19 protein-coding genes are annotated in these 20,656 nt (G+C 74.1%); 12 read left to right on the plus strand and 7 right to left on the minus strand.

Annotated elements, in window-relative coordinates; all coding sequences use genetic code 11:
• The first annotated feature begins 403 nt into the window (after positions 1 to 403).
• Positions 404 to 2,683 (plus strand): catalase, encoded by a 2,280-nt coding sequence (locus RH94_RS01585; protein ID WP_073945882.1) that lies wholly within the window; start codon positions 404 to 406, stop codon positions 2,681 to 2,683.
• Positions 2,684 to 2,848: 165 nt separating this feature from the next.
• A complete protein-coding gene (locus RH94_RS01590; protein WP_073945883.1) occupies positions 2,849 to 3,367 on the plus strand; it encodes a hypothetical protein in 519 nt (172 codons plus the stop codon).
• A 29-nt stretch (positions 3,368 to 3,396) separates the two neighbouring features.
• Here the strand turns inward: RH94_RS01590 and RH94_RS01595 are convergent, their stop codons facing one another.
• Positions 3,397 to 4,995 carry a glycerol-3-phosphate dehydrogenase/oxidase gene (locus tag RH94_RS01595; RefSeq protein WP_073945884.1) on the minus strand — a complete coding sequence of 533 codons (1,599 nt, stop codon included), beginning with the start codon at positions 4,993 to 4,995 and terminating at the stop codon, positions 3,397 to 3,399.
• Positions 4,992 to 5,609 carry a TetR/AcrR family transcriptional regulator gene (locus tag RH94_RS01600; protein ID WP_073945885.1) on the minus strand — a complete coding sequence of 206 codons (618 nt, stop codon included), beginning with the start codon at positions 5,607 to 5,609 and terminating at the stop codon, positions 4,992 to 4,994. The genes RH94_RS01595 and RH94_RS01600 overlap by 4 nt, the downstream gene beginning before the upstream one ends.
• A 68-nt stretch (positions 5,610 to 5,677) precedes the next feature.
• On the opposite strand from RH94_RS01600, the gene RH94_RS01605 reads away from it, so the two are divergent.
• Together RH94_RS01605 and RH94_RS01610 are read left to right on the plus strand one after the other, a co-directional pair.
• A complete protein-coding gene (locus tag RH94_RS01605; RefSeq protein WP_073945886.1) occupies positions 5,678 to 7,273 on the plus strand; it encodes an FAD-binding oxidoreductase in 1,596 nt (531 codons plus the stop codon).
• Positions 7,274 to 7,318: 45 nt separating this feature from the next.
• Positions 7,319 to 8,200, plus strand: a complete 882-nt coding sequence (locus RH94_RS01610) for a YegS/Rv2252/BmrU family lipid kinase (protein WP_073945887.1) — start codon at positions 7,319 to 7,321, stop codon at positions 8,198 to 8,200.
• Positions 8,201 to 8,239: 39 nt separating this feature from the next.
• Here RH94_RS01610 and RH94_RS01615 read toward each other — a convergent pair whose 3' ends face one another.
• Entirely contained in the window at positions 8,240 to 8,605 is a 366-nt protein-coding gene (locus tag RH94_RS01615; RefSeq protein ID WP_073945888.1) for a transglycosylase family protein, read from the minus strand.
• Between the two features lie 78 nt (positions 8,606 to 8,683).
• On the opposite strand from RH94_RS01615, the gene RH94_RS01620 reads away from it, so the two are divergent.
• From RH94_RS01620 to hypE, 8 genes are all read left to right on the plus strand, one after another.
• A complete protein-coding gene (locus tag RH94_RS01620; RefSeq protein ID WP_073945889.1) occupies positions 8,684 to 9,052 on the plus strand; it encodes a hypothetical protein in 369 nt (122 codons plus the stop codon).
• A gap of 90 nt (positions 9,053 to 9,142) precedes the next feature.
• On the plus strand, positions 9,143 to 10,852 hold the full coding sequence (locus RH94_RS01625) for an enoyl-CoA hydratase-related protein (protein WP_073945890.1): 1,710 nt from the start codon (positions 9,143 to 9,145) through the stop codon (positions 10,850 to 10,852).
• Entirely contained in the window at positions 10,849 to 11,448 is a 600-nt protein-coding gene (locus RH94_RS01630; protein WP_073945891.1) for a hydrogenase maturation protease, read from the plus strand. Before RH94_RS01625 ends, RH94_RS01630 begins: the two co-directional genes overlap by 4 nt.
• 54 nt (positions 11,449 to 11,502) lie before the next feature.
• Positions 11,503 to 12,291: a hydrogenase nickel incorporation protein HypB gene (gene hypB / locus RH94_RS01635; protein ID WP_073945892.1), complete on the plus strand. Its 789-nt coding sequence runs from the start codon at positions 11,503 to 11,505 to the stop codon at positions 12,289 to 12,291.
• Positions 12,288 to 14,648 (plus strand): carbamoyltransferase HypF, encoded by a 2,361-nt coding sequence (gene hypF, locus RH94_RS01640; RefSeq protein ID WP_073945893.1) that lies wholly within the window; start codon positions 12,288 to 12,290, stop codon positions 14,646 to 14,648. The genes hypB and hypF overlap by 4 nt, the downstream gene beginning before the upstream one ends.
• 32 nt (positions 14,649 to 14,680) lie before the next feature.
• A complete protein-coding gene (locus tag RH94_RS01645; RefSeq protein WP_073945894.1) occupies positions 14,681 to 15,016 on the plus strand; it encodes a HypC/HybG/HupF family hydrogenase formation chaperone in 336 nt (111 codons plus the stop codon).
• Positions 15,013 to 16,173 (plus strand): hydrogenase formation protein HypD, encoded by a 1,161-nt coding sequence (gene hypD, locus RH94_RS01650; RefSeq protein ID WP_073945895.1) that lies wholly within the window; start codon positions 15,013 to 15,015, stop codon positions 16,171 to 16,173. Before RH94_RS01645 ends, hypD begins: the two co-directional genes overlap by 4 nt.
• Positions 16,166 to 17,248 carry a hydrogenase expression/formation protein HypE gene (gene hypE, locus RH94_RS01655; RefSeq protein ID WP_073945896.1) on the plus strand — a complete coding sequence of 361 codons (1,083 nt, stop codon included), beginning with the start codon at positions 16,166 to 16,168 and terminating at the stop codon, positions 17,246 to 17,248. Before hypD ends, hypE begins: the two co-directional genes overlap by 8 nt.
• A 58-nt stretch (positions 17,249 to 17,306) precedes the next feature.
• On the opposite strand, the gene hypA is transcribed toward hypE, so the two are convergent.
• From hypA to RH94_RS01675, 4 genes are all read right to left on the minus strand, one after another.
• Positions 17,307 to 17,663 (minus strand): hydrogenase maturation nickel metallochaperone HypA, encoded by a 357-nt coding sequence (gene hypA, locus RH94_RS01660; RefSeq protein WP_073945897.1) that lies wholly within the window; start codon positions 17,661 to 17,663, stop codon positions 17,307 to 17,309.
• Between the two features lie 17 nt (positions 17,664 to 17,680).
• Positions 17,681 to 18,277: a DUF5947 family protein gene (locus RH94_RS01665; RefSeq protein WP_073945898.1), complete on the minus strand. Its 597-nt coding sequence runs from the start codon at positions 18,275 to 18,277 to the stop codon at positions 17,681 to 17,683.
• Entirely contained in the window at positions 18,274 to 18,870 is a 597-nt protein-coding gene (locus RH94_RS01670) for a NifU family protein (protein WP_073945899.1), read from the minus strand. The genes RH94_RS01665 and RH94_RS01670 overlap by 4 nt, the downstream gene beginning before the upstream one ends.
• On the minus strand, positions 18,863 to 20,656 hold a 1,794-nt coding region (locus tag RH94_RS01675), incomplete at its 5' end, for a nickel-dependent hydrogenase large subunit (protein ID WP_073945900.1). The genes RH94_RS01675 and RH94_RS01670, both read right to left, overlap by 8 nt.

A 20,656-nucleotide genomic window follows, 5' to 3' on the forward strand; every position in this document is an offset into this window, starting at 1 on the left:
CGGCGGGGCGCGGCCCGTACGCCTCGACCGCCCCGCCCTGGGTACGCAAGTGAGGCGGCCGGGGACGGCCGTCGTGCGAGAACGGCGGACGAAGGGAGCGCACGGGTGCCGGTCCGGCGGGTTCACCCCCTCGTTGTACGTCCCATGCGCCACTCCCCGCGCCGTGAGAGATTGACCAGACGAACGCCCTTTCAGGGCATCGATGCCCTTTCAGGGCTTTTCGTTCACTCGGCTCGCCCGGTGCGAGCCCCTGCCCGCCGACCCGCGCATGCCCCGCGCGCCGCCCGCGACCCGGAGGGTCCGGGCCCGGCGGCCACGCTCGACGGGCGACGACCGGCATGCCGGAACAGCACGCGGCCGCGGCGCACCGCGGTACGGCCACCAACCGGAGGAAGCAGTACTCATGAGTGAGGCCAGCCCCATCAAGAAGGCAGCGCAGAAGGTGACCGACGCCCTGCAGGGCGACGGCGCGGGACCGGCGGAGGGCATCCCCGGCAAGCCCGGCCCCGAGTCACCGTCCGTCGCCGAGCCGACGGAGCCCAGGGAGCCGCTGCCGCCCAAGCCGGACCAGTCCGGCCCGGACACCTACTCCCCGACCGGGCAGCCGACGGGCGCGGACCAGGGCAGGATGGCTCAGGCCGGGAGCTATCTGACCACCGCCCAGGGCGCACGCCTCTACGACACCGACCACTCGCTCAAGGCCGGGCCCCGCGGTCCCGTCCTGCTGCAGGACCACCACCTGCGCGAGAAGATCATGCACTTCGACCACGAGCGCATCCCCGAGCGCGTGGTCCACGCCCGCGGCGCGGCGGCGCACGGCGTCTTCACGGGCTACGGCACGGCGGCCTCCGTGACCAAGGCCGCGTTCCTCGCCAAGGACGTCGAAACCCCGGTCTTCGTACGGTTCTCCACCGTGCTGGGCTCCCGGGGATCGGCCGACACCGTGCGCGACACCCGGGGATTCGCGACCAAGTTCTACACCAGCGAGGGCGTCTTCGACCTGGTCGGCAACAACATCCCGGTCTTCTTCATCCAGGACGCCATCAAGTTCCCCGACATCGTGCACGCCGCCAAGCCGCACCCCGACCGGGAGATCCCCCAGGCGCAGACCGCCCACGACACCCACTGGGACTTCGTCACCCTGCACACCGAGGCCACCCACCACGTCCTGTGGAACATGTCCGACCGGGGCGTCCCGCGCTCCTTCCGGACGATGGAGGGCTTCGGCGTCCACACCTTCCGCCTGGTCGACGCCGAGGGCGGCACCACGCTCGTGAAGTTCCACTGGAAGCCGAAGCTCGGTGTGCACTCCCTGGTGTGGGAGGAGGCTCAGATCATCAACGGCGTCGACCCGGACTTCCACCGCCGGGACCTGTACGACGCCATCGAGGCGGGGGCCTATCCGGAGTGGGAGCTGGGCATCCAGACCTTCCCCGACACCCCCGAGCAGACCTTCGAGGGCATCGACCTGCTGGACCCGACCAACATCGTCCCCGAGGAAATCGCCCCGGTGCAGCCCATCGGGCGGCTCGTCCTCAACCGCAACCCGTCGAACTTCTTCGCCGAGGTCGAGCAGGTCGCCTTCCACCCCGGCCACCTCGTCCCCGGCATCGACATCACCGACGACCCGCTGCTCGCCGGGCGCCTGTTCTCCTACCTGGACACCCAGATCACCCGTCTGGCCGGCCCCAACTTCGGGCAGATCCCGGTCAACCGCACGCACGCACCGGTCAACGACATGCTGCGCGACGGCTTCCACCAGACGGCCGTGCACCGGGGTGTCGCGCCCTACCGCCCCAACTCCCTGGACGGCGGCTGCCCGTTCACCGCGGGCGCGGACACGGGGGCGTACGTCGAGACGCCCGTGCGCATCCCGGAGGCGAAGAAGGTCCGTGAGGCGCCCGAGACGTTCGCGGACCACTTCAGCCAGCCGCGCCGGTTCTGGCTCAGCATGAGTCCGGTGGAGCGCGAGCACATCATCGGGGCCTACACCTTCGAGCTCGGCAAGTGCTACGAGCAGGCCGTCAAGGAACGGGGCCTGCAGGTCCTGGCCAACATCGACCCCGAGCTGTGCGAGGAGGTCGCCAAGGGCCTCGGTCTGCCGGCGCCCGAGCCGACCGTGCCCCTGGCCGACGTGGAGCCCAGCCCGGCGCTGTCCCAGGTCGGGCACACCTGGCCCACGGACGGCAGGGTCATCGGCATCATTGCCGGGCCGGACGGAGACCTGGACGGCGTACGGGCCGTGCGTGAGGCGGTCCTCGCCGGGGGCATGGTCCCCCTGGTCATCGCGCCGTCCGGCGGCAAGCTCGGCAACGGCAACGGTGCGCTGACCGTCCAGCGCACCTACGCCACCGCGCGCTCCGTCGAGTTCGACGCCGTCCTGATCGCCGGTACGCCGGGGGTGGGCGCCGACGCCTACGGGGCCCGTGACGCCAAGTCCGGCCTGCCCTCCGCACGGCAGGCGACCCACGACCCGCGCGTCGGTCTGCTGCTGTCGGAGGCCTTCCGGCACGGCAAGGCGATCGGTGCCTGGAAGGGGGCCGAGGCCGCGCTCGAGGCGGCCGGTGTGCCCGTCGACGCGCCCGGCGTGATCATCGGCGACAGCGGCACCGCCACGCTGGAGCAGATCACCCGGCTCCTGGGCGCCCACCGCGTCTGGGAACGCTTCCCCGCCGGGGCCTGACCGGCACCGGTATCCGGCGGACCAGGCCGCCTTCGGCGCCGTGCACACGGTGGATGTGGCGGAAACCACGCTCCGAAGGCGGCCTGCGTCATATTTTTCCCCGAGGGTCGGGAGCTACCGTTTCACGCGTCCTTTTTGTCCGTGAACAGCTCGAACGGCCCAGTAGTGCACGAAGACCTCTCCCCGCTCATCGCCGCCACCACCCACTGGCTGACCAGCGCCTACCCGGCGTCCGGCGGCGCGCTCGCCGCCGCCCTCTGCGAGGTGCAGGCGCGCCAGGCGGTCACGGTCGCGGCCTGGTTGCGCTACCCGACGCCCATGGACGCCGCCCTGGTCACGATGGCCGGCCCCGGAGGGGCGGCCCGCCTGGACTGGGTCACCGGCGCGGACGGCGCCGGGGCCGACGACCCGGACACCTGTGCCTGGCGCACCTGGGTCGACGAGGTCGTCGCGAGCTGGGCCGCCTGCCTGCTCACCGACGCCGAGCTGGCCGACCGCGCGGTGGACGCGCTCGCCGACCCCTCGGCCGTGCCGGTCGAGTTCCGCCGCCTGCTCGCCCCCGACGACAGCGACCGCCGCGCGGCGGCCCTCCTCCGCCACCCCGACCTGCTGTCCCCGGTGGCCGACCTCCACCACGCCGAACTCCTCACCCGCCTCGCCCCGGGCCCGGCGATGGCCGCCTGAGCCGGCGCGACGGCCCGGCCCCGACGGGCTCACCGGGACCCCAGCGCCTCGCCCACCGCCTCCCGCGCGGCCGGCAGGGCCGCCGTGCGGTCCGAGGTGATCAGGCCGATGCGGGTGCGGCGGTCGAGGAGGTCGGACTCGTCGAGGGCGCCCTCGTGGCGGATGGCCCAGACGAGTTCGGCGCGGGTGACGGGATGGCCGTCCAGGACGGGTTCGCGCAGGCGCGGATCCCGGGCGCCCAGGGCATGGACGGCCGGAGCCTCGGTGCCGTAGCGGCGGATCAGGCGGCGCGGCGCCCGGAGGGCGGCCAGCAGCCGTGGCGGGGCGGCGCCCACGAGGGGCAGGGCGGCCGTGGGGGAGGGGCCCGCGGGCAGGCGGTGCGCGGCGACGGCGGCGTCGACCGCGTCCTCGGCCATCCGCCGGTAGGTGGTCAGCTTGCCGCCGACCACGGTGATCACGCCGTCCGCGGAGGTCAGCACCGCGTGCCTGCGGGAGACGTCCGCGGTCCGCGGCGCCGCGCCGGACCCGGCCGCCGCGGTGGTGTCCAGCAGCGGACGCAGGCCCGCGAACGCGCCGGCCACGTCGTCGCGGTGGACGGGGACGTCCAGGGCGCAGGCCAGTACGTCGAGCAGGAAGCCGATGTCGGCCTCGGGGGCCGTCGGCACGTCCGGGACGTCGCCCTCGACGGGTTCGTCGGTGAGCCCGACGTAGACCCGGCCGTCGTCCTGCGGCAGCACCAGCACGAAGCGGTTGGTCTCCCCGGGCACCGGGATGTGCAGCCCGGCCGGCAGCGGACCGAGCCGGCCCTCGCGCAGCACCAGGTGGGTGCCGCGCGAGGGCCGTACCCGGATGCCGTCCACCAGGCCGCCCGCCCACACTCCGGAGGCGTTGATCACGGCGCGGGCCCTGATCTCGCCCTCCTCGCCGGTCAGTTCGTCCCGCACCCGGGCACCGGAGCCGGTGAGTTCCAGTGCCCGCACCCGGGTCAGGAGCCGTGCGCCGCGTCCCGCCGCCGTACGGGCGATCGCGGTGACCAGGCGGGCGTCGTCGGTGAGCCGGCCGTCCCAGGACAGCAGGCCGCCGCGCAGGCCCGCGCCGCGCACGGCGGGCGCGAGGTGGCGGGTCTCCACCGCCGACAGCCTGCGCGGCGCCGGCAGCGTGGCGCGGGCGGTGCGCGCCGCCAGCCGCAGTCCGTCGCCCGCGCGGAAACCGGCCCGGGCCAGGGCGGCCTGGCCGCGCGGGACCAGCGGAGTCAGGGGCAGGACGAACGGCTGCGCGCCGACCAGGTGGGGAGCGGTGCGTTCCATCAGCACCCCGCGCTCCACCGCGCTCTCGTGGGCCACGTCGAGCTGCGCGGACGCGAGGTAGCGCAGCCCGCCGTGGACGAGCTTGGAGCTCCACCGGGAGGTGCCGAAGGCCAGGTCGTGGGCGTCGATCGCGGCGACGCTCAGCCCCCGCGCCGCGGCGTCCAGCGCGACCCCGGCACCGGTCGCGCCGAGACCGACCACCAGGACGTCCACGGCCTCACCGTCCACCGTCCGGTCCAGCTCGCGCGCGCGGCGCCCGGCGGTGAGGGAGGTGTCGGGGGCCGTGTGGCCGGGAGTGGCGGGGCTGCCGGCGGTGCTCATGGCGTCAGGGTCCTCTCCAGGATGGTCCGCAGTTCCGCGAGGAGCGCCTCTTCGTCCAGGTCGGGGTCCTCCTCGTCGGTCATCGTGCGCAGCGACAGGGCGAAGGACTGGACGATCAGCAGCAGGGACCGGGCCTGCCGTTCGGTATGCCCCGCGCGCACCGATCCGTCGGCGTGGCCCTCCCGCAGGTCCTCGGCCAGCAGCCCGAGCAGAGCCTCCTGGCTGGCGCCGCGCCGGTCCAGCACGTAGGGGAGCAGCAGTTCGGGGTCCACGTCGACGATCTTGCGGAAGAGCGGATGGGCACGGAACTCCCTCACCCCGGCCACCAGCCCGTCGACGAGCAGCGTGCGCGCGACCGCCCCGGGCCGGCGCTCGGGCCTCGCCCGGCCGGCCACGTCGATCCACTCCCGGGTCATCAGGTCGCCGACCAGGGACCGCACATCGGGCCAGCGCCGGTACAGCGTCATCCGGGACACGCCGGCCCGCCGGGCCACGTCGGTCAGGGTCGTACGGCGCACCCCGACCGCCAGGACGCAGTCGCGCACGGCGTCGAGCACGGGATCGCTGTCCGGGCGGGCCGAGCCCGCCGAACCGTTGTGACGAATAGGCGTCATGTGTCACAGTGTAACGCCGCAGCGCGACGCCGCGGCACCCTCCGACACGACCGGTGAGGAACGACCCCATGGACATGCTGTGGAGCGGCTGGGGCGACCCGGCCAGGGCCACACCGCTGCCCGACACGGTGACCGGCCTGCTGCGCGACCTGCTCGGCGTCAAGCCCCACGCCACCGGCCCGGTCGCCCTGGACGCCATCCCCGTCCCCGCCCCACCGCTGACCGGCGCCGCCCTCCGCGCCCTGCGCGACGCCGTCGGCGACGACGCGCACGTCCGCACCGACGCCGAGTCCCGCATCCGCCACACCCGCGGCAAGTCCACCCCCGACCTGCTGCGGATCCGGCGCGGCGACGTCACCGACAGCCCGGCGGCCGTGGTCCTCCCCGCGGACCACGACGACGTACTCGCCGTGCTGCGTGCCTGCGCCGCGCACGACCTGGCCGTCGTCCCCTTCGGCGGCGGCACCTCCGTCGTCGGCGGCCTCGCCCCCGAGCGGCGGCGCCCCTTCGTCGCCCTGGACCTGCGCCGCATGAACCGGCTGCTCGCCCTCGACCCGGTCTCCCGCACCGCCACCCTGCAACCCGGCCTGCGCGCCCCCGAGGCCGAGGCCCTGCTGGCCGGACACGGCTTCACGCTCGGCCACTTCCCCCAGTCCTACGAGTGGGCCACCCTCGGCGGGTTCGCCGCCGCCCGCTCCAGCGGACAGGCCTCCGCCGGCTACGGCCGCTTCGACGAGATGGTGCTCGGCCTCACCCTCGCCACCCCCGAGGGCACCCTCGAGACGGGCCGCGCCCCGCGCTCGGCGGCCGGCCCGGACCTGCGCCAGCTCGTCCTCGGCTCCGAGGGGGCCTTCGGCGTCATCACCTCGGTGACCGTGCGCCTGCGCCCGCTGCCGCGGACCCGCCGCTACGAGGGCTGGCGCTTTCCCTCCTTCGAGGAGGGCGCCGCGGCCCTGCGCCGGCTCGCCCAGGACGGACCGCGGCCGACCGTCCTGCGCCTGTCCGACGAGACCGAGACGCTGATCGGCCTCGCCCGGCCCGACGCCATCGGCTCCCCCGACGCCCGGCAGGACACCGGCTGCCAGGCGATCGTGGGTCATGAGGGCACCGCCGAGGACGTCGCCCACCGCGGACAGCGCGCCGCGGCCGTGCTGCGCGCGTGCGGCGGCACCTTCCTCGGCGAGGAACCCGGCGAGCGCTGGGCCCACGGCCGCTACTCGGCGCCCTACCTGCGCGACTCCCTCCTGGACGCGGGCGCGTTCGCCGAGACCCTGGAGACCGCCGCCTTCTGGTCCCGCGTCCCCGGGCTGTACGCCGCCGTCCGCGAGGCGCTCACCACCACGCTCACCGCGGCCGGCACCCCGCCCCTGGTGATGTGCCACATCTCGCACGTCTACGAGAACGGCGCCTCGCTGTACTTCACCGTGGTCAGCGCCCAGGGCGAGGACCCGGTGGCACACTGGGCGCCCGCCAAGCGGGCCGCGAACGAGGCGATCATCGCGTCGGGCGGCACCATCAGCCACCACCACGGCGTGGGCACCGACCACCGCGAGGGATACGTCCGGGAGGCCGGCCCGCTCGGCGTCGAGGCCCTGCGGGCCGTCAAACGGCGGCTGGATCCCGCCGGTCTGCTCAACCCCGGCGTCCTGCTGCCCCTCGACTGACACCCGCCCCACCACCGACCCGCGTCCCGCCCCGGAGGCCCACCGATGCGACAGTTCACCGCCATCGTCAACCCCACCGCGGGCGGATCCGCCGGGGCCGCGGCGCTGCTGCGGGTGGCCAGGCTGCTCCGAGAGGCCGGCGCGGAACTGGAGACCGAGTACAGCCGCAGCCTCGCCCACGCCCAGGACCTCGCCCGCGGCGCCGGGCAGCGGGGCCGCGTCGTCCTCGCCGTGGGCGGCGACGGCATCGCGGGCGGCGTCGGCGGGGCCCTCAGCGGCACCGGCACCCTCCTCGGCCTCGTCCCGGCCGGGCGCGGCAACGACTTCGCCCGCGCACTCGAACTGCCCGCCGAACCGGCCGAGTTGGCCCGGATCCTGCTGCACGGCGCCCCGCGCCGGGTCGACACCGTCGAGGTGGAGTCGGCCGTGCATCCGCGCACCGTCGTCCTCGGCAGCGTGTACGCGGGCGTCGACGCGCTCGCCAACCGGCACGCCAACCGCTCCAGAATGCTGCGCGGTGCCGCCTCCTACTACGCCGGCGGGCTGCGGGCCGTCGCCACCTGGCGGCCGGCCTGCTACCGCGTCACCGTGGACGGGGAGGAGCACACCCACCGCGGCTACACCGTGGTGGCCGCCAACTCGCCCTACTACGGCTCCGGGCGCATGATCGCGCCCGGCGCCCGCGTCGACGACGGCCTGCTCGACGTGGTGATGATCCGTCACGCGCCGCGCCGGCTCTTCTTCGCCCTGATGAAGGAGCTGAAGTCCGGCGCACACGTCGACCGCCCCGAGGTGCGGATCCTGCGGGGCGGACAGGTCCGTATCGAGGCCGACCGCCCCGTGCCCTACGGCGCCGACGGCGAGGTCGAGGCCGTCCTGCCCGTCACCGCCCGGGTCCTGCCCGGCGCGCTCGCCGTGCTCTGCTGACCGGCCCGCGTCGCGGTCGGCAGGTCAGGAGCCGACGGGTCAGGCGCAGCCCCAGGCCGACATGCCCTGCAGGGAGGCCAGCCGCTTGGCCACGGCGATCTGCTCCTTGCGCGTGGCCTTGTCCGCCCGGGGCGCGTACCTCAGCCCTCCGGCGGCGACCCAGCTGGACTGGCGGAACTGCAGCCCGCCGTAGTACCCGTTGCCGGTGTTCGCCCTCCAGTTGCCGCCGGACTCGCAGGCGGCGATGGCGTCCCAGTCGGGAGCGTGAGCGGCGGCCGCAGCCGCGGGCGCCGTCGGCCCGCCGGCCAGTGCGGCGGTGGTCGCCGCGGCCAGCAGGGCCCCGCGCAGCGCGCGACGGCGTGAGGGGTGGCCGGTTGCCCTGTCGATGTTCTGCTGACAAATCATGTGCAGACTGTTACATCGTATGAACAGAAAGTAAGGGAGCGACGCGCCGGGAACCGTCGGCGGGGGTAGGGCACGCTCATGACGTTCAAGAATCCCGTGCACCGAGGCGGCCCCCGGCGCGGCCGGTTCGAGCAGTTCGCCGAGTACGCCTCCAACTTCACCAGCTCCCCCGTCTTCTTCCTGATCTGCCTGGTCCTCGTCGGCTTCTTCGTCGCCGCCCACGCGGCCCGGCTGCCCGTCGAACTGCTGCTGTTGGCGGGCGAGTCCATGACCGCCGTGACGCTGCTGCTGCTCGCCCTGCTGAAGAACGCCGAGATGCGCGCCGAGCACGCGGTCCAGCGCAAGCTCGACGCCGTCGCCCGGGCGCTGGTGGAGATGAACAAGGACGACCGCAGCCCGGCCTTCGAGGACCTGCGCAACTCGATCCGGATGGAGGAGGAGACCTGATGCAGACGGAGGACGCGACCTGAGGCGGACGGACGAAAACCCTGCGAAGGCCCTTTCCGGCACCCCCGAAACCGGCCACGATGCCGCGTCATGGACATTCTGCTCGTCGCCAGCGCGTTCAACAGCCTGTCCCAGCGCGTCTACGCCGAACTGTCGGACCACGGCCACCGCGTCGACGTCGTGCTCGCCTCGCACGGCCCCGACGCGGTCCGTGCCGCGGTCGCCGGGACGAGCCCGGACCTGGTCGTCGCGCCGATGCTCAAGACGGCGCTGCCCGAGGACGTGTGGCGGGAGCACACCTGTCTCATCGTGCACCCGGGGCCCCCGGGGGACCGCGGTCCCTCCTCCCTGGACCGGGCGATCGCCGACCGGGCACCGCACTGGGGCGTGACGGTCCTGCAGGCCGAGGCGGCGATGGACGCCGGTGACATCTGGGCGGCGGTGCCGTTCCCCACGGCGCCGGTCGGCAAGAGCGACCTGTACCGCAACGAGGCCTCCGACGCCGCCGTGGCCGCCGTACTGCTGGCCGTACGGCGCCACGCGGACGGCTCCTTCAAACCGCAGTCGCAGAACGACCCCTCGATCCGTGTCGTGTGGCGCGACTTCCTGCGCCAGGAGCAGCGCCGTATCGACTGGGAGAACGACAGCACCGCCACCGTGCTGCGCAAGCTCCGCGGCGCCGACTCCCAGCCGGGCGTCCTCGACGAACTCCTCGGCCGTGAGCTCTTCCTGCACGGCGGCCACCCCGAGGACCGACTGCGCGGCCGCCCCGGCGAACTGCTCGCCACCCGGGCGGGAGCCGTGTGCCGAGCCACCCGGGACGGCGCCGTGTGGATCCCGGAGCTGAGGCCGCGCAAGAACTCCGGCGACCCCGCGCCCTTCAAACGCCCGGCCGCCTCCGTCCTCGGCCCCACCGCGCCCCCGGAGGCGCCCGTCCCGCTCGAACTGCCCCCCGAGCGGCGCACCTGGACCGACATCCGCTACCGGCGGCGCGGCGACGTCGGCTACGTCACCTTCTCCTTCCCCGGCGGCGCGATGAGCACCGACCAGTGCCGCAGGCTGCTCGCCGCCTACCGCCACGCGCTCACCCGCCCCACCCCGGTCCTGGTGCTCGGCGCCACCCGCGACTTCTTCTCCAACGGCATCCACCTGAACGTCATCGAGGCGTCCGACGACCCCGCCGCCGAGTCGTGGACCAACCTGGGCGCCATCGACGACCTGGTGGAGGCGGTACTGCGCACCACCGACCGGCTGGTCGTCGCCGCGCTCGGCGGCAACGCGGCCGCGGGCGGCGTCATGCTCGCCCTCGCCGCCGACGAGGTGTGGTGCCGCACCGGTGCCGTCCTCAACCCGCACTACCGCCGGATGGGCCTGTACGGCTCCGAGTTCTGGACCTACAGCCTGCCGCGCCGCACCGGCGCCGAGACCGCCGAGCGGCTGACCACCGAGGCCCTTCCGGTGAGCGCCGCCACCGCCCACGGCCTCGGCCTGGTGGACCGCCCGGTGCCCGTCCCGGCGGGGGAGTTCACCGCCGAGGTCGACCGCATGGCGGCCGAGCTCGCCGCCGCCCCCGGCCTCGGCCGGCGGATCGAGGCCAAGGCGGCGGCGCGCGAGCGCGACGAGGCGGTACGGCCGCTCGCGGAGTACCGCCGCGCCGAACTGGCGCGGATGCACGACATCTTCTTCGACCCCGCGGCCCCCTATCACGCGCTGCGCTCGGCCTTCGTCCGCAAGGCCCCCACCGGCGGCACCCGCCCCCTGGCACCGGCCGGCGCCCCGCGCACCGGGGACGCCCGATGACGCCCCCGCCCCGCCCCCGGCTGCTGGTCGCCGGCGTGGGCAACATCTTCCTCGCCGACGACGCCTTCGGCCCCGAGGTGATCCAGGCCCTCGGCCCCCGCCCGCTGCCGCCCGGGGTGCGGGTAAGGGACTTCGGCATCCGCGGTCTGGACCTCGCCTACGAACTCCTCGACGGATACGACACGGCCGTCCTGGTCGACGCGGCGCCGCGCGGCCACGAGCCCGGCACCCTGTCCCTGATCGAGCCCGAACCCCCCGACCCCACCGGCGCCGCCGCCCCGCCCGAGGCCCACGGCATGGACCCCGCCAGGGTGCTGGCCCTGGCCGCGCACCTGGGCGACGGACCGCTCCCGCGCGTCCTCGTGCTCGCCTGTGAACCCCGGGTGCGCCTTCGCGGGGACGAGGACATCGTCCCCGGGCTCAGCGCCCCGGTCCGCGCGGCCGTCGCCCACGCCGTCGAGGCCCTGCACACGATGGTCCCCGTCCTGCTCGCCGACCCCGCCGCCACCCCGCCGTTGGTCCGCCCGGAGGAAAACGCCCCGGCCCCCACGGCTGCGCTGCCGCACCTCGCGGCCGGCGCGGCCGAAGATCGGTGACAGACCCGCCTTTCTCTCCCCCGTCCCTGAGCCCACTTTCCGAGGAGCAGTGCCATGTGCCGGTCCGTCGACGTCAAGCAGGCCGTCCTCGCCAGGAACGACGACCTGGCCGCCACCCTGCGCGACGACCTGGCCCGGCAGAGCGTCGCACTGGTGAACCTGCTGTCCAGCCCCGGCAGCGGCAAGACCGAACTCCTCGGCCGCGTACTGGCCCACGCCGTCGGCCGGGGTGTCCCGGCGGCCGCGCTGACCGCGGACCTGGCCACCGAGAACGACGCCCGCCGGCTGGCCCGCTCGGGCGCGCCGGTCCAGCAGGTGCTCACCGACGGACTCTGCCACCTGGAGGCCCGCCAGGTGCGCACCCGCCTGGAGGGCTGGCTGCCCGCGGACACCGCGGTGCTGTTCGTGGAGAACGTCGGCAACCTCGTCTGCCCGGCCTCCTACGACCTGGGCGAGACCCTGCGGATCGTGCTGATGGCGGTCACCGAGGGCGAGGACAAGCCGCTGAAGTACCCCACCGCCTTCGGCTCCGCCCACCTGGTCGTGGTCACCAAGACGGACCTGGCCGAGGCGGCCGGCTTCGACGAGGACGCCTTCCGGACCAACGTGCACCGGGTCAACCCCGGGGTGGAGATCGTACGGTCCTGCGCCCGTACCGGCGACGGCGTCGACACCCTCCTGGAACGCGCGCTCGCCGCCCGCGACGGAGCCCCGCCCCACCACCCTCCCCTCGCCCCGCACCCCCACGGCCACGACCACGACCACGCGGTCCACGAGACCGCCGGGGAGACGGCCCACGACCACCACGCGCATCCGCACCCCGCCACCACCACCGCCTCATGACCGCACCCGTCACCGGCCCGGTGCGCCGCAGGCTCACCGTGCGCGGCACGGTGCAGGGCGTGGGCTTCCGGCCCTACGTGCACCGCCTGGCCGCCGACCTGGCGCTGGCCGGCTTCGTGAGCAACACCGCGAGCGGCGTGCTGATCGAGGTCGAGGGCCCGCCGGACGGCGTCGACCGGTTCTGCGACCGGCTGGCCCGGCAGCCGCCCCCGCTCGCCGCCGTCACCGGCATCGGCCTCGAGGACCTCCCCGCCACCGGCGCCACCGACCCGTTCACCATCCGCCCCACCGACCACGCCCCCGGCCGCACGCAGCTCCCGCCCGACACCGCGACCTGCGCCGACTGCCTGCGCGAGCTCGCCGACCCCGCCGACCGCCGCCACCGGCACCCCTTCATCACCTGCACCCACTGCGGCCCCCGGTTCACCATCGCCACCGCCATGCCGTACGACCGCGCGGTCACGACCATGGCCGGCTTCCCGATGTGCCCCGCCTGCGCCCGGGAGTACGCCGACCCCGTCGACCGACGCTTCCACGCCCAGCCCGTGGCCTGTCCCGACTGCGGCCCCCGGCTGCGCCTGGTCCCCGCCGACGGCAGCGGCATCCGCCCGGCCCGGGACGCGGACGCCCTGGCCGCGGCCCGCGCCCTGCTCGCCACCGGCCGGATCGTCGCCGTCAAGGGACTCGGCGGCTACCACCTGGCCTGCGACGCCACCGACGCCCGCGCCGTCACCACCCTGCGCGCCCACAAGGAACGGGGCGGCAAGGCGTTCGCGGTGATGTGTCCCGACCTCGCCACCGTCGAGCGGATCGCCGCCCCCACCGACCGCGAACGGGCCGCGCTCACCGGCCCGGTGCGCCCCATCGTCCTGCTGCGCCGCAGCACACGGCCGGACGGGCTCCGTCTGTGCGACGAGGTCTGCCCCGGCAGCCCCCACGTCGGCGTGATGCTGCCCTACACCCCCGTGCACACCCTGCTGTTCGGGCTGCCCGGCGATCCCCCCGGCCCCCGCGCTCTGGTCATGACCAGCGGCAACCGCTCCGGCGAGCCCATCGTCACCGACGACGGGGAGGCGCTGACCCGGCTGGCCGGACTCGCCGACGCCTGGCTCGCCCACGACCGCCCCATCGCCTCGCCCTGCGACGACTCCCTGCTGCGGGTCCGCCCCGACGGCACCGAACAGGTGCTGCGCCGCTCCCGCGGCTACGTGCCCCGCCCGGTGCGCCTGCCGGTCCCCGTGCGTCCCGCGCTCGCGGTGGGCGGCGACCTGAAGAACGTGCCCTGCGTCGGCGACGGCGACCACGCCTGGTTCGGCCCGCACATCGGAGACATGGGCGACCTGGCCACCCTCCAGGCCGCCCACCGGGCCGAACAGCACCTGCTGCGCCTGACCGGAGTCAGCCCCGCCCTGGTGGCCGCCGACCGCCACCCCGGCTACCACTCGACCGGCTGGGCCCGCCGACGGGCCGCCCACCTACCGGGACAGCGGCCCGTGCTGGTCCAGCACCACCACGCGCACATCGCCTCCGCCATGGCCGAGCACGGCCTCGACGGCACCACCCCCGTGATCGGCATCGCCTTCGACGGCACCGGATACGGCGACGACGGCACCGTCTGGGGCGGCGAGGTCCTGCTCGCCGACTACGCCGGCCACCGCCGCTTCGCCCACCTGACCCCCGCCCCGCTGCCCGGCGGCGACGCCGGCGTGGCCAACCCGTGCCGCCTCGCGCTGGCCCGGCTGTGGGCCGCCGGACTGCCGTGGGACGCCCACCTGCCCTCCGTCGCCGCCTGCACGCCCGAGGAACTGTCCTTCCTGAAGCGGCAGTTGGAGCGGGATCTGGCCTGTGTGCCCACTTCCAGCATGGGCCGGCTCTTCGACGCCGTCTCCTCCCTCGTGGGCGTCTGCCACCGCGTCGGATACGAGGCGCAGGCCGCGCTGGAGCTGGAGGCGGCCGCCACCGCCGCCCGGGAAGCGGACCGCGCGGCGTACCCCTTCGGGCTCACCGACGGTCCCGGCCCCCTGGGCTGCGACCCGGCGCCCATGCTGCGGGAACTCCTCGCCGACCAGCGGCGCGGCACCCCGGCAGCGGTCCTCGCCGCGCGTTTCCACCGGGGCGTCGCGCGGGCCGTGGCGGAGATCTGCCGGCGCGCCCGCGCGGCCACCGGTCTGACCACCGTCGTCCTCAGCGGCGGCGTCTTCGTCAACGGCCTGCTGGAGGAGGAGTGCGCCGCGCTCCTGACCGGTGACGGCTTCGCCGTGCTGCGCCACGGCGAAGTTCCGCCGACCGACGGCGGACTGGCCCTCGGACAGCTCGTGGTCGCGGCCCACGAACGACAGGACGGACGGCGCCCTTGAGGTCGCCGTACAGCGACGAGACGGAGTGACCCATGTGTTTGGCAGTGCCCGGCAAAGTCGTGGCCATCGACCACCGCGCCGACCCCCTCACCGGCCTGGTCGACTTCGGCGGAGTGCAGAAACAGGCGTGTTTCGAATACCTGCCCGACCTGGAGGTGGGGGAGTACGTGATCGTCCACGTCGGGTTCGCCCTGCAGCGCCTGGACGAGGAGTCGGCCCGGGCGTCCCTGGAACTGTTCCAGCAACTGGGCCTGCTGGAGGAGGAGTTCGGCGACGCCTGGGCGCAGGCGGCCGAGCAGGCCGACGGCACGGCCCCGCACACACCCGGGGCCGGGGAACGCGAGAAGAGCGGAAGTGAGTCCCGATGAAGTACATCGACGAGTTCAACGACCCCGAGCTGGCCCGGCGGCTGCTCGACGAGATCCGCGCGACCGTCACCCGGCCGTGGGCGCTGATGGAGGTCTGCGGCGGCCAGACCCACTCGATCATCCGGCACGGCATCGACCAACTGCTGCCGGAAGAGGTGGAGTTGATCCATGGCCCCGGCTGCCCGGTGTGTGTCACACCGCTGGAGGTCATCGACAAGGCGCTGGAGATCGCCGCCCGGCCCGAGGTGATCTTCTGCTCGTTCGGCGACATGCTGCGGGTGCCGGGCACCGACCGGGACCTGTTCCGGGTCAAGGGCGAGGGCGGTGACGTACGCGTCGTGTACTCACCACTGGACGCCCTGCAGCTGGCCCGGCAGAACCCCGGCCGCCAGGTGGTCTTCTTCGCCATCGGCTTCGAGACGACCGCCCCCGCCAACGCCATGGCCGTGCACCAGGCCCGCCGCCTGGGCCTGGACAACTTCAGCCTCCTGGTCTCCCACGTACGGGTACCACCGGCCATCGAGGCGATCATGACGGCCCCGGACTGCCGGGTGCAGGGCTTCCTCGCCGCCGGGCACGTGTGCAGCGTCATGGGCACCGCCGAGTACCCGGAGCTGGCGCAGCGGCACCGCGTCCCCGTCGTCGTCACCGGCTTCGAACCGCTGGACATCCTCGAGGGCATCCGCCGCGCCGTCCACCAGCTGGAGCGCGGTGAGCACCGGGTGGAGAACGCCTACCCGCGCGCCGTGCGCGAGACGGGCAACCCGGCCGCCCTGCGCATGCTGGAGGAGGTCTTCGAGGTCGCCGACCGCTCCTGGCGCGGCATCGGACGCATCCCCGCCAGCGGCTGGCGGCTGTCGGACGCCTACCGCGCCTTCGACGCCGAGTACCGCTTCGACGTCGAAGGCATCCGCACCGAGGAGCCCGCCGTGTGCCGGGCCGGCGAGGTCCTGCAGGGGCTGATCAAGCCCACCGAGTGCTCCGCGTTCGGCACCACCTGCACCCCGCGCACCCCGCTCGGCGCCACCATGGTCTCCAACGAGGGCGCCTGCGCCGCCTACTACCTGTACCGCCGGCTGAACGGACAGGCCTCACCGGCCGCTCCTGCGCCGCAGGGCTCCCGTGTCCCGCACGAGGAGATGAATCCCGTTGGCTGACCTCGCTCCCGCGGCGGCCGAGGCCCCCGTCGACCCCGCGAACTGGACCTGCCCCGCCCCCCTGCGCGACCAGCCCGTCGTGGTGATGGGCCACGGCGGAGGCGGTGCCCTGTCCGCCGAACTGATCCAGGACGTCTTCGCCCCGGCCTACGGCAACCCCGTCCTCGCCGCCATGGGCGACTCCGCCGTCCTCCACCTCGGCGGCGCCCGGCTGGCGTTCTCCACCGACTCCTACGTCGTCAGGCCGCTGTTCTTCCCCGGCGGCTGCCTCGGCGACCTGGCGGTCAACGGCACCGTCAACGACCTGGCGATGAGCGGCGCCCGGCCCGCCTACCTCTCCGCGGCCTTCGTCCTGGAGGAGGGCGTGGAGCTGACCGTGGTCGACCGGGTCGCGCGCGCGATGGGCGCGGCGGCCGAGGCCGCCGGCGTCACCGTGGCCACCGGGGACACCAAGGTCGTGGAGGCCGGACACGGCGACGGCGTGTACGTCACCACCGCCGGCGTCGGCCTCGTCCCCGAAGGCGTGGACATCCGCCCGCAGCGGGCCCGGCCGGGCGACGCCGTCATCGTCAGCGGCCCGATCGGCCTGCACGGCGTGGCCATCATGAGCGTGCGGGAGGGCCTGGAGTTCGGTGTCGAGGTCGCCAGCGACACCGCGCCGCTGGCCGACCTGGTGGCGGCCATGCTGGCGGTCACCCCGGACATCCACGTGCTGCGCGACCCCACCCGGGGCGGGCTCGCCGCGTCCCTCAACGAGATCGCCCGCGCCTCCGGCACCGGCGTCCGGCTGCACGAGCGAGCCGTCCCCGTCCCGGAGGCGGTCGCGGGCGCCTGCGGCTTCCTGGGCCTGGACCCGCTGTACGTCGCCAACGAGGGCCGTCTCGTCGCCTTCGTACCCCCTACGGAGGCCGAGGCCGTCCTGGCGGCGATGCGCGCCCACCCGCAGGGCGGCGGTGCCACGCTGATCGGCGAGTGCGTCGCCGACCACCCCGGCATGGTCGTGGTCGCCACCGGCCTCGGCGGCACCCGCGTCGTCGACCTGCCGCTCGGCGAGCAACTGCCGCGCATCTGCTGACCGCTCGCACGACGGCCCCGCCGGGCACCGGCGGGGCCGTACGCCTCCGGACGGCCGGTCAGGCCGGAACCGGCCCTGGTTCGATCCCGGTGATCTCCAACTCCCGCCCGCTGCGCAGGTCCTGCGACGGTCGGTCGCAGTGCGGGCACCAGAAGAACGGGGGCATGCCCACCGGGAACTCCTGGTCGCACGGCACGCAGTACGCGTACGCGGTCACCTGCTCGACCACGAGCCGGGCCCCGGCCAGCGCGGTGCCCTCCCGGGCCACCTCGAAGGCGAAACCCAGGGCGTCGGGTACGACACCGGCCAGCTCGCCCACCCGCACCGTCACCGCCGAGACGCGGTCCGTCCCCTCGGCGCGGGCGACCTCCTCGGCCCGCTCCACGATCGCGGTCGCGATCGACAACTCGTGCACGGCCGCCTCAGCTCCGTTCAACTCCGTTCGGTGAGCTCCGCGAAGAACTCCTGGACGGCGGGCCACACCCGGCCCCCACCGGACAGGCCCCGCCACTCGCGACGGACCGTCGCGACCATCCGGAAGCAGTCGTCGATGGGCACGATCCAGTGGTGGTCGAACTCCTGGACGGTGTTGACCAGCAGCGCCTCCACCTCCGGTTCCACCGTGGCCAGCTGCGGGAACCGGTCGGCCAGCCGCCGCCAGGCCGCCGCGTCCACCTCCCACCGCATGGCCCCCGCCGGGCTCGGACCCTGCGCGGTGACCGTGCCGTCGTCGCGCGGCACGAAGAACACCAGGCCGACCGGTACACCCAGCGCCGCCGTGTCGACCCGGGGCAGCCGCACCCGGCGCCGGGGAACGATCCGGAAGTGCCCGCCGCCCGCCCCGCTGCCGGTGAAGAGCACCGAACAGGGACCGCAGGCACACCGCACCTCGGCCTCGGCGGTGTCGTAGAGGTGACGGTGCTCCTCGGGCACCGGCGCGGCACACAGCTCGCACACCTCGCCCGGCGCCGACGCCGTCCGCCCGGCCGAGGAGCGGATGACCCGGGCCAGCGCCCCGTCCGCCGTCACCGCGCCTCCCGCGCCCGCGGCCCGCTCCGGCGCGCCAGCGTCTCCAGCGGTACGAACGCGGGAGCCAGCCGCTTCCCGGACGTGTCCGGTACCGGTTCGACCGCCGCCAGTTCCGGAGCGGCGGCGAGCACGGCCGCGCGCACCGCGTCGGTGACGTCGGCCTTACCACTGCCGCACCCGGAACCGCATCCGCCGCCGCCCGTGCTCACCCGCACCCGGGCCACCCGATCGTCCACGCCGACCCACTCCACGTCACCGCCGCGCTCCCGCACGGCCGGCCGCAGCCGTTCGACCGCTCGGGCGGCCCGGCTCTCGGCGGGCTCGGGATGGATCTGATGCAGCACCAGCAGGTGCCCCACCAGCTCGTCCCCGGCCAGATCCCCGGCCAGGCCGTCGTCCGCCCGGTCCAGCACACGGCCCAGCGCCTCGCCGTACACCTCGGTCAGCAGCCGCACCGCCTCGAGAGCCGACCGCACGGTCGGCCCCGGCGCGGCCTCCAGCCCCGCCAGCAGCTCGTCCAGCCGGGCGAGCCGCGCCTCGACCTCCGGGTCGGCGAGCCGCCCGGCACAGGGGTCCTGCCCGGCGTCAGCCATGGCTGGCTCCGTACATCGGTGAATGCGTCGTCGTCAGTGTTTTTCCGTTGCCGGTGTACATGTGGACGCCGCAGGGGAGGCAGGGGTCGAAGCTGCGGACGGTGCGCATGATGTCGACGCCTTTGAAGGTGTCGGGGCCGTTTTCCTCGAAGATGGGCTGGCCCTGGACGGCGTCTTCGTAGGGGCCGGGGGTGCCGTAGTGGTCGCGGGGGCTGGCGTTCCAGGGGGTGGGGGGGTAGGGGTGGTAGTTGGCGATCTTTTTGTCGCGGATGACGAGGTGGTGGGAGAGGACGCCGCGGACGGCTTCGTGGAAGCCGCAGCCGATGGCTTCGTCGGGGACCTCGTAGTTGGTGAAGGTGTGGGTTTCGCCGGCGCGGACGAGGTGTTGGGCCTGGTCGAGGAAGTGGAGGGCCATGGCGGCGGCGTAGGCGATGAAGTAGGGGCGGGCGCGGTCGCGTTCGAGGGTGTTGGACCACTGGGGGATGGTCCATTCCAGGGTGTGTTCGGGGAGGGTTTGGCCTTTGGGGAGGGTGATGCGGACGCTGTGGCCGGTGGCTTTGACGTAGGGGGTGTCGACGAGGCCGTTCAGGGCGGTGGACCACAGGCGGGCCAGGGGGCCGCCGCCGGTGTCCAGGGCGAGGTGCCGGCCGGTTTCGGGGTGGTACCAGCGGGGGCTCATGACCCAGGAGTAGTTGTTTTCGAAGGTGCGTTTTTGGGGGTGGGGGAGGGTGGTCTGGTTCCAGGGGTGGCGGATGTCGACGGGGTTGCCGAGGGGGTCGTGGGTGACGAAGGGCTCTTCGCCTGTCCAGTCGTCGTAGTAGGAGGAGCCGAGGAGGATGCGCAGGCCGAGGTTGATGTCGGTGAGGTTGTTGGTGACGAGTTGGCCGTCGACGATGATGCCGGGGGTGACGTACATGTCCTTGCCCCAGGTGTTCATCGTGGCGTAGCGGTAGTCGCAGGTGTCGGGGTTTTGGAAGGCGCCCCAGCAGGCGAGGAGGATGCGGCGGCGGCCGACCTCCTCGTAGCCGGGCAGGGCGGCGTAGAAGAAGTCGAAGACGTCGTCGTTCATGGCGACGGCCTGTTTGACGAAGTCGATGATGCGCAGCAGGCGGGTGAGGTAGTCGGTGAAGAGGGTGGGCTGGGGCATGGTGCCCACGCCGCCGGGATAGAGGGTGGAGGGGTGGACGTGGCGGCCCTCCATCAGGCAGAACATCTCCCGGGTGGTGCGGGAGATCTTGAGGGCCTGTTTGTAGACCTCGCCCTCGAAGGGGTTGAAGGCGCGCATGATGTCGGCGATGGTGCGGTAGCCGTGGAGGTGGCCGCGGGGGGCTTCGGTGCGTTCGGCGCGGGCCAGGACGGAGGGGTTGGTGGCCTTGACCATGGCCTCGCAGAAGTCGACGAAGACGAGGTTGTCCTGGAAGATGGTGTGGTCGAACATGTATTCGGCGGCTTCGCCGAGGTTGGTGATGTGTTCGGCCATGGGCGGGGGTTTGGCGCCGTAGGCCATCTGCTGGGCGTAGTTGGAGCAGGTGGTGTGGTTGTCGCCGCAGATGCCGCAGATGCGGGAGGTGATGAAGCCGGCGTCGCGGGGGTCCTTGCCGCGCATGAAGACGGAGTAGCCGCGGAACAGGGAGGAGGTGGAGTGGCACTCGACGACTTCCTGGTTGGCGAAGTCGATCTTCGTGTAGATGCCCAGGTTGCCGATGATCCGGGTGATCGGGTCCCAGGACATGTCCACGATCTGCGCGGGCCTGCGCCCCGCCGCACGAGCCTGAGTGGTCGTCAT

This window comes from Streptomyces kebangsaanensis (genome assembly GCF_001906585.1).
GTDB lineage: Bacteria > Actinomycetota > Actinomycetes > Streptomycetales > Streptomycetaceae > Streptomyces > Streptomyces kebangsaanensis.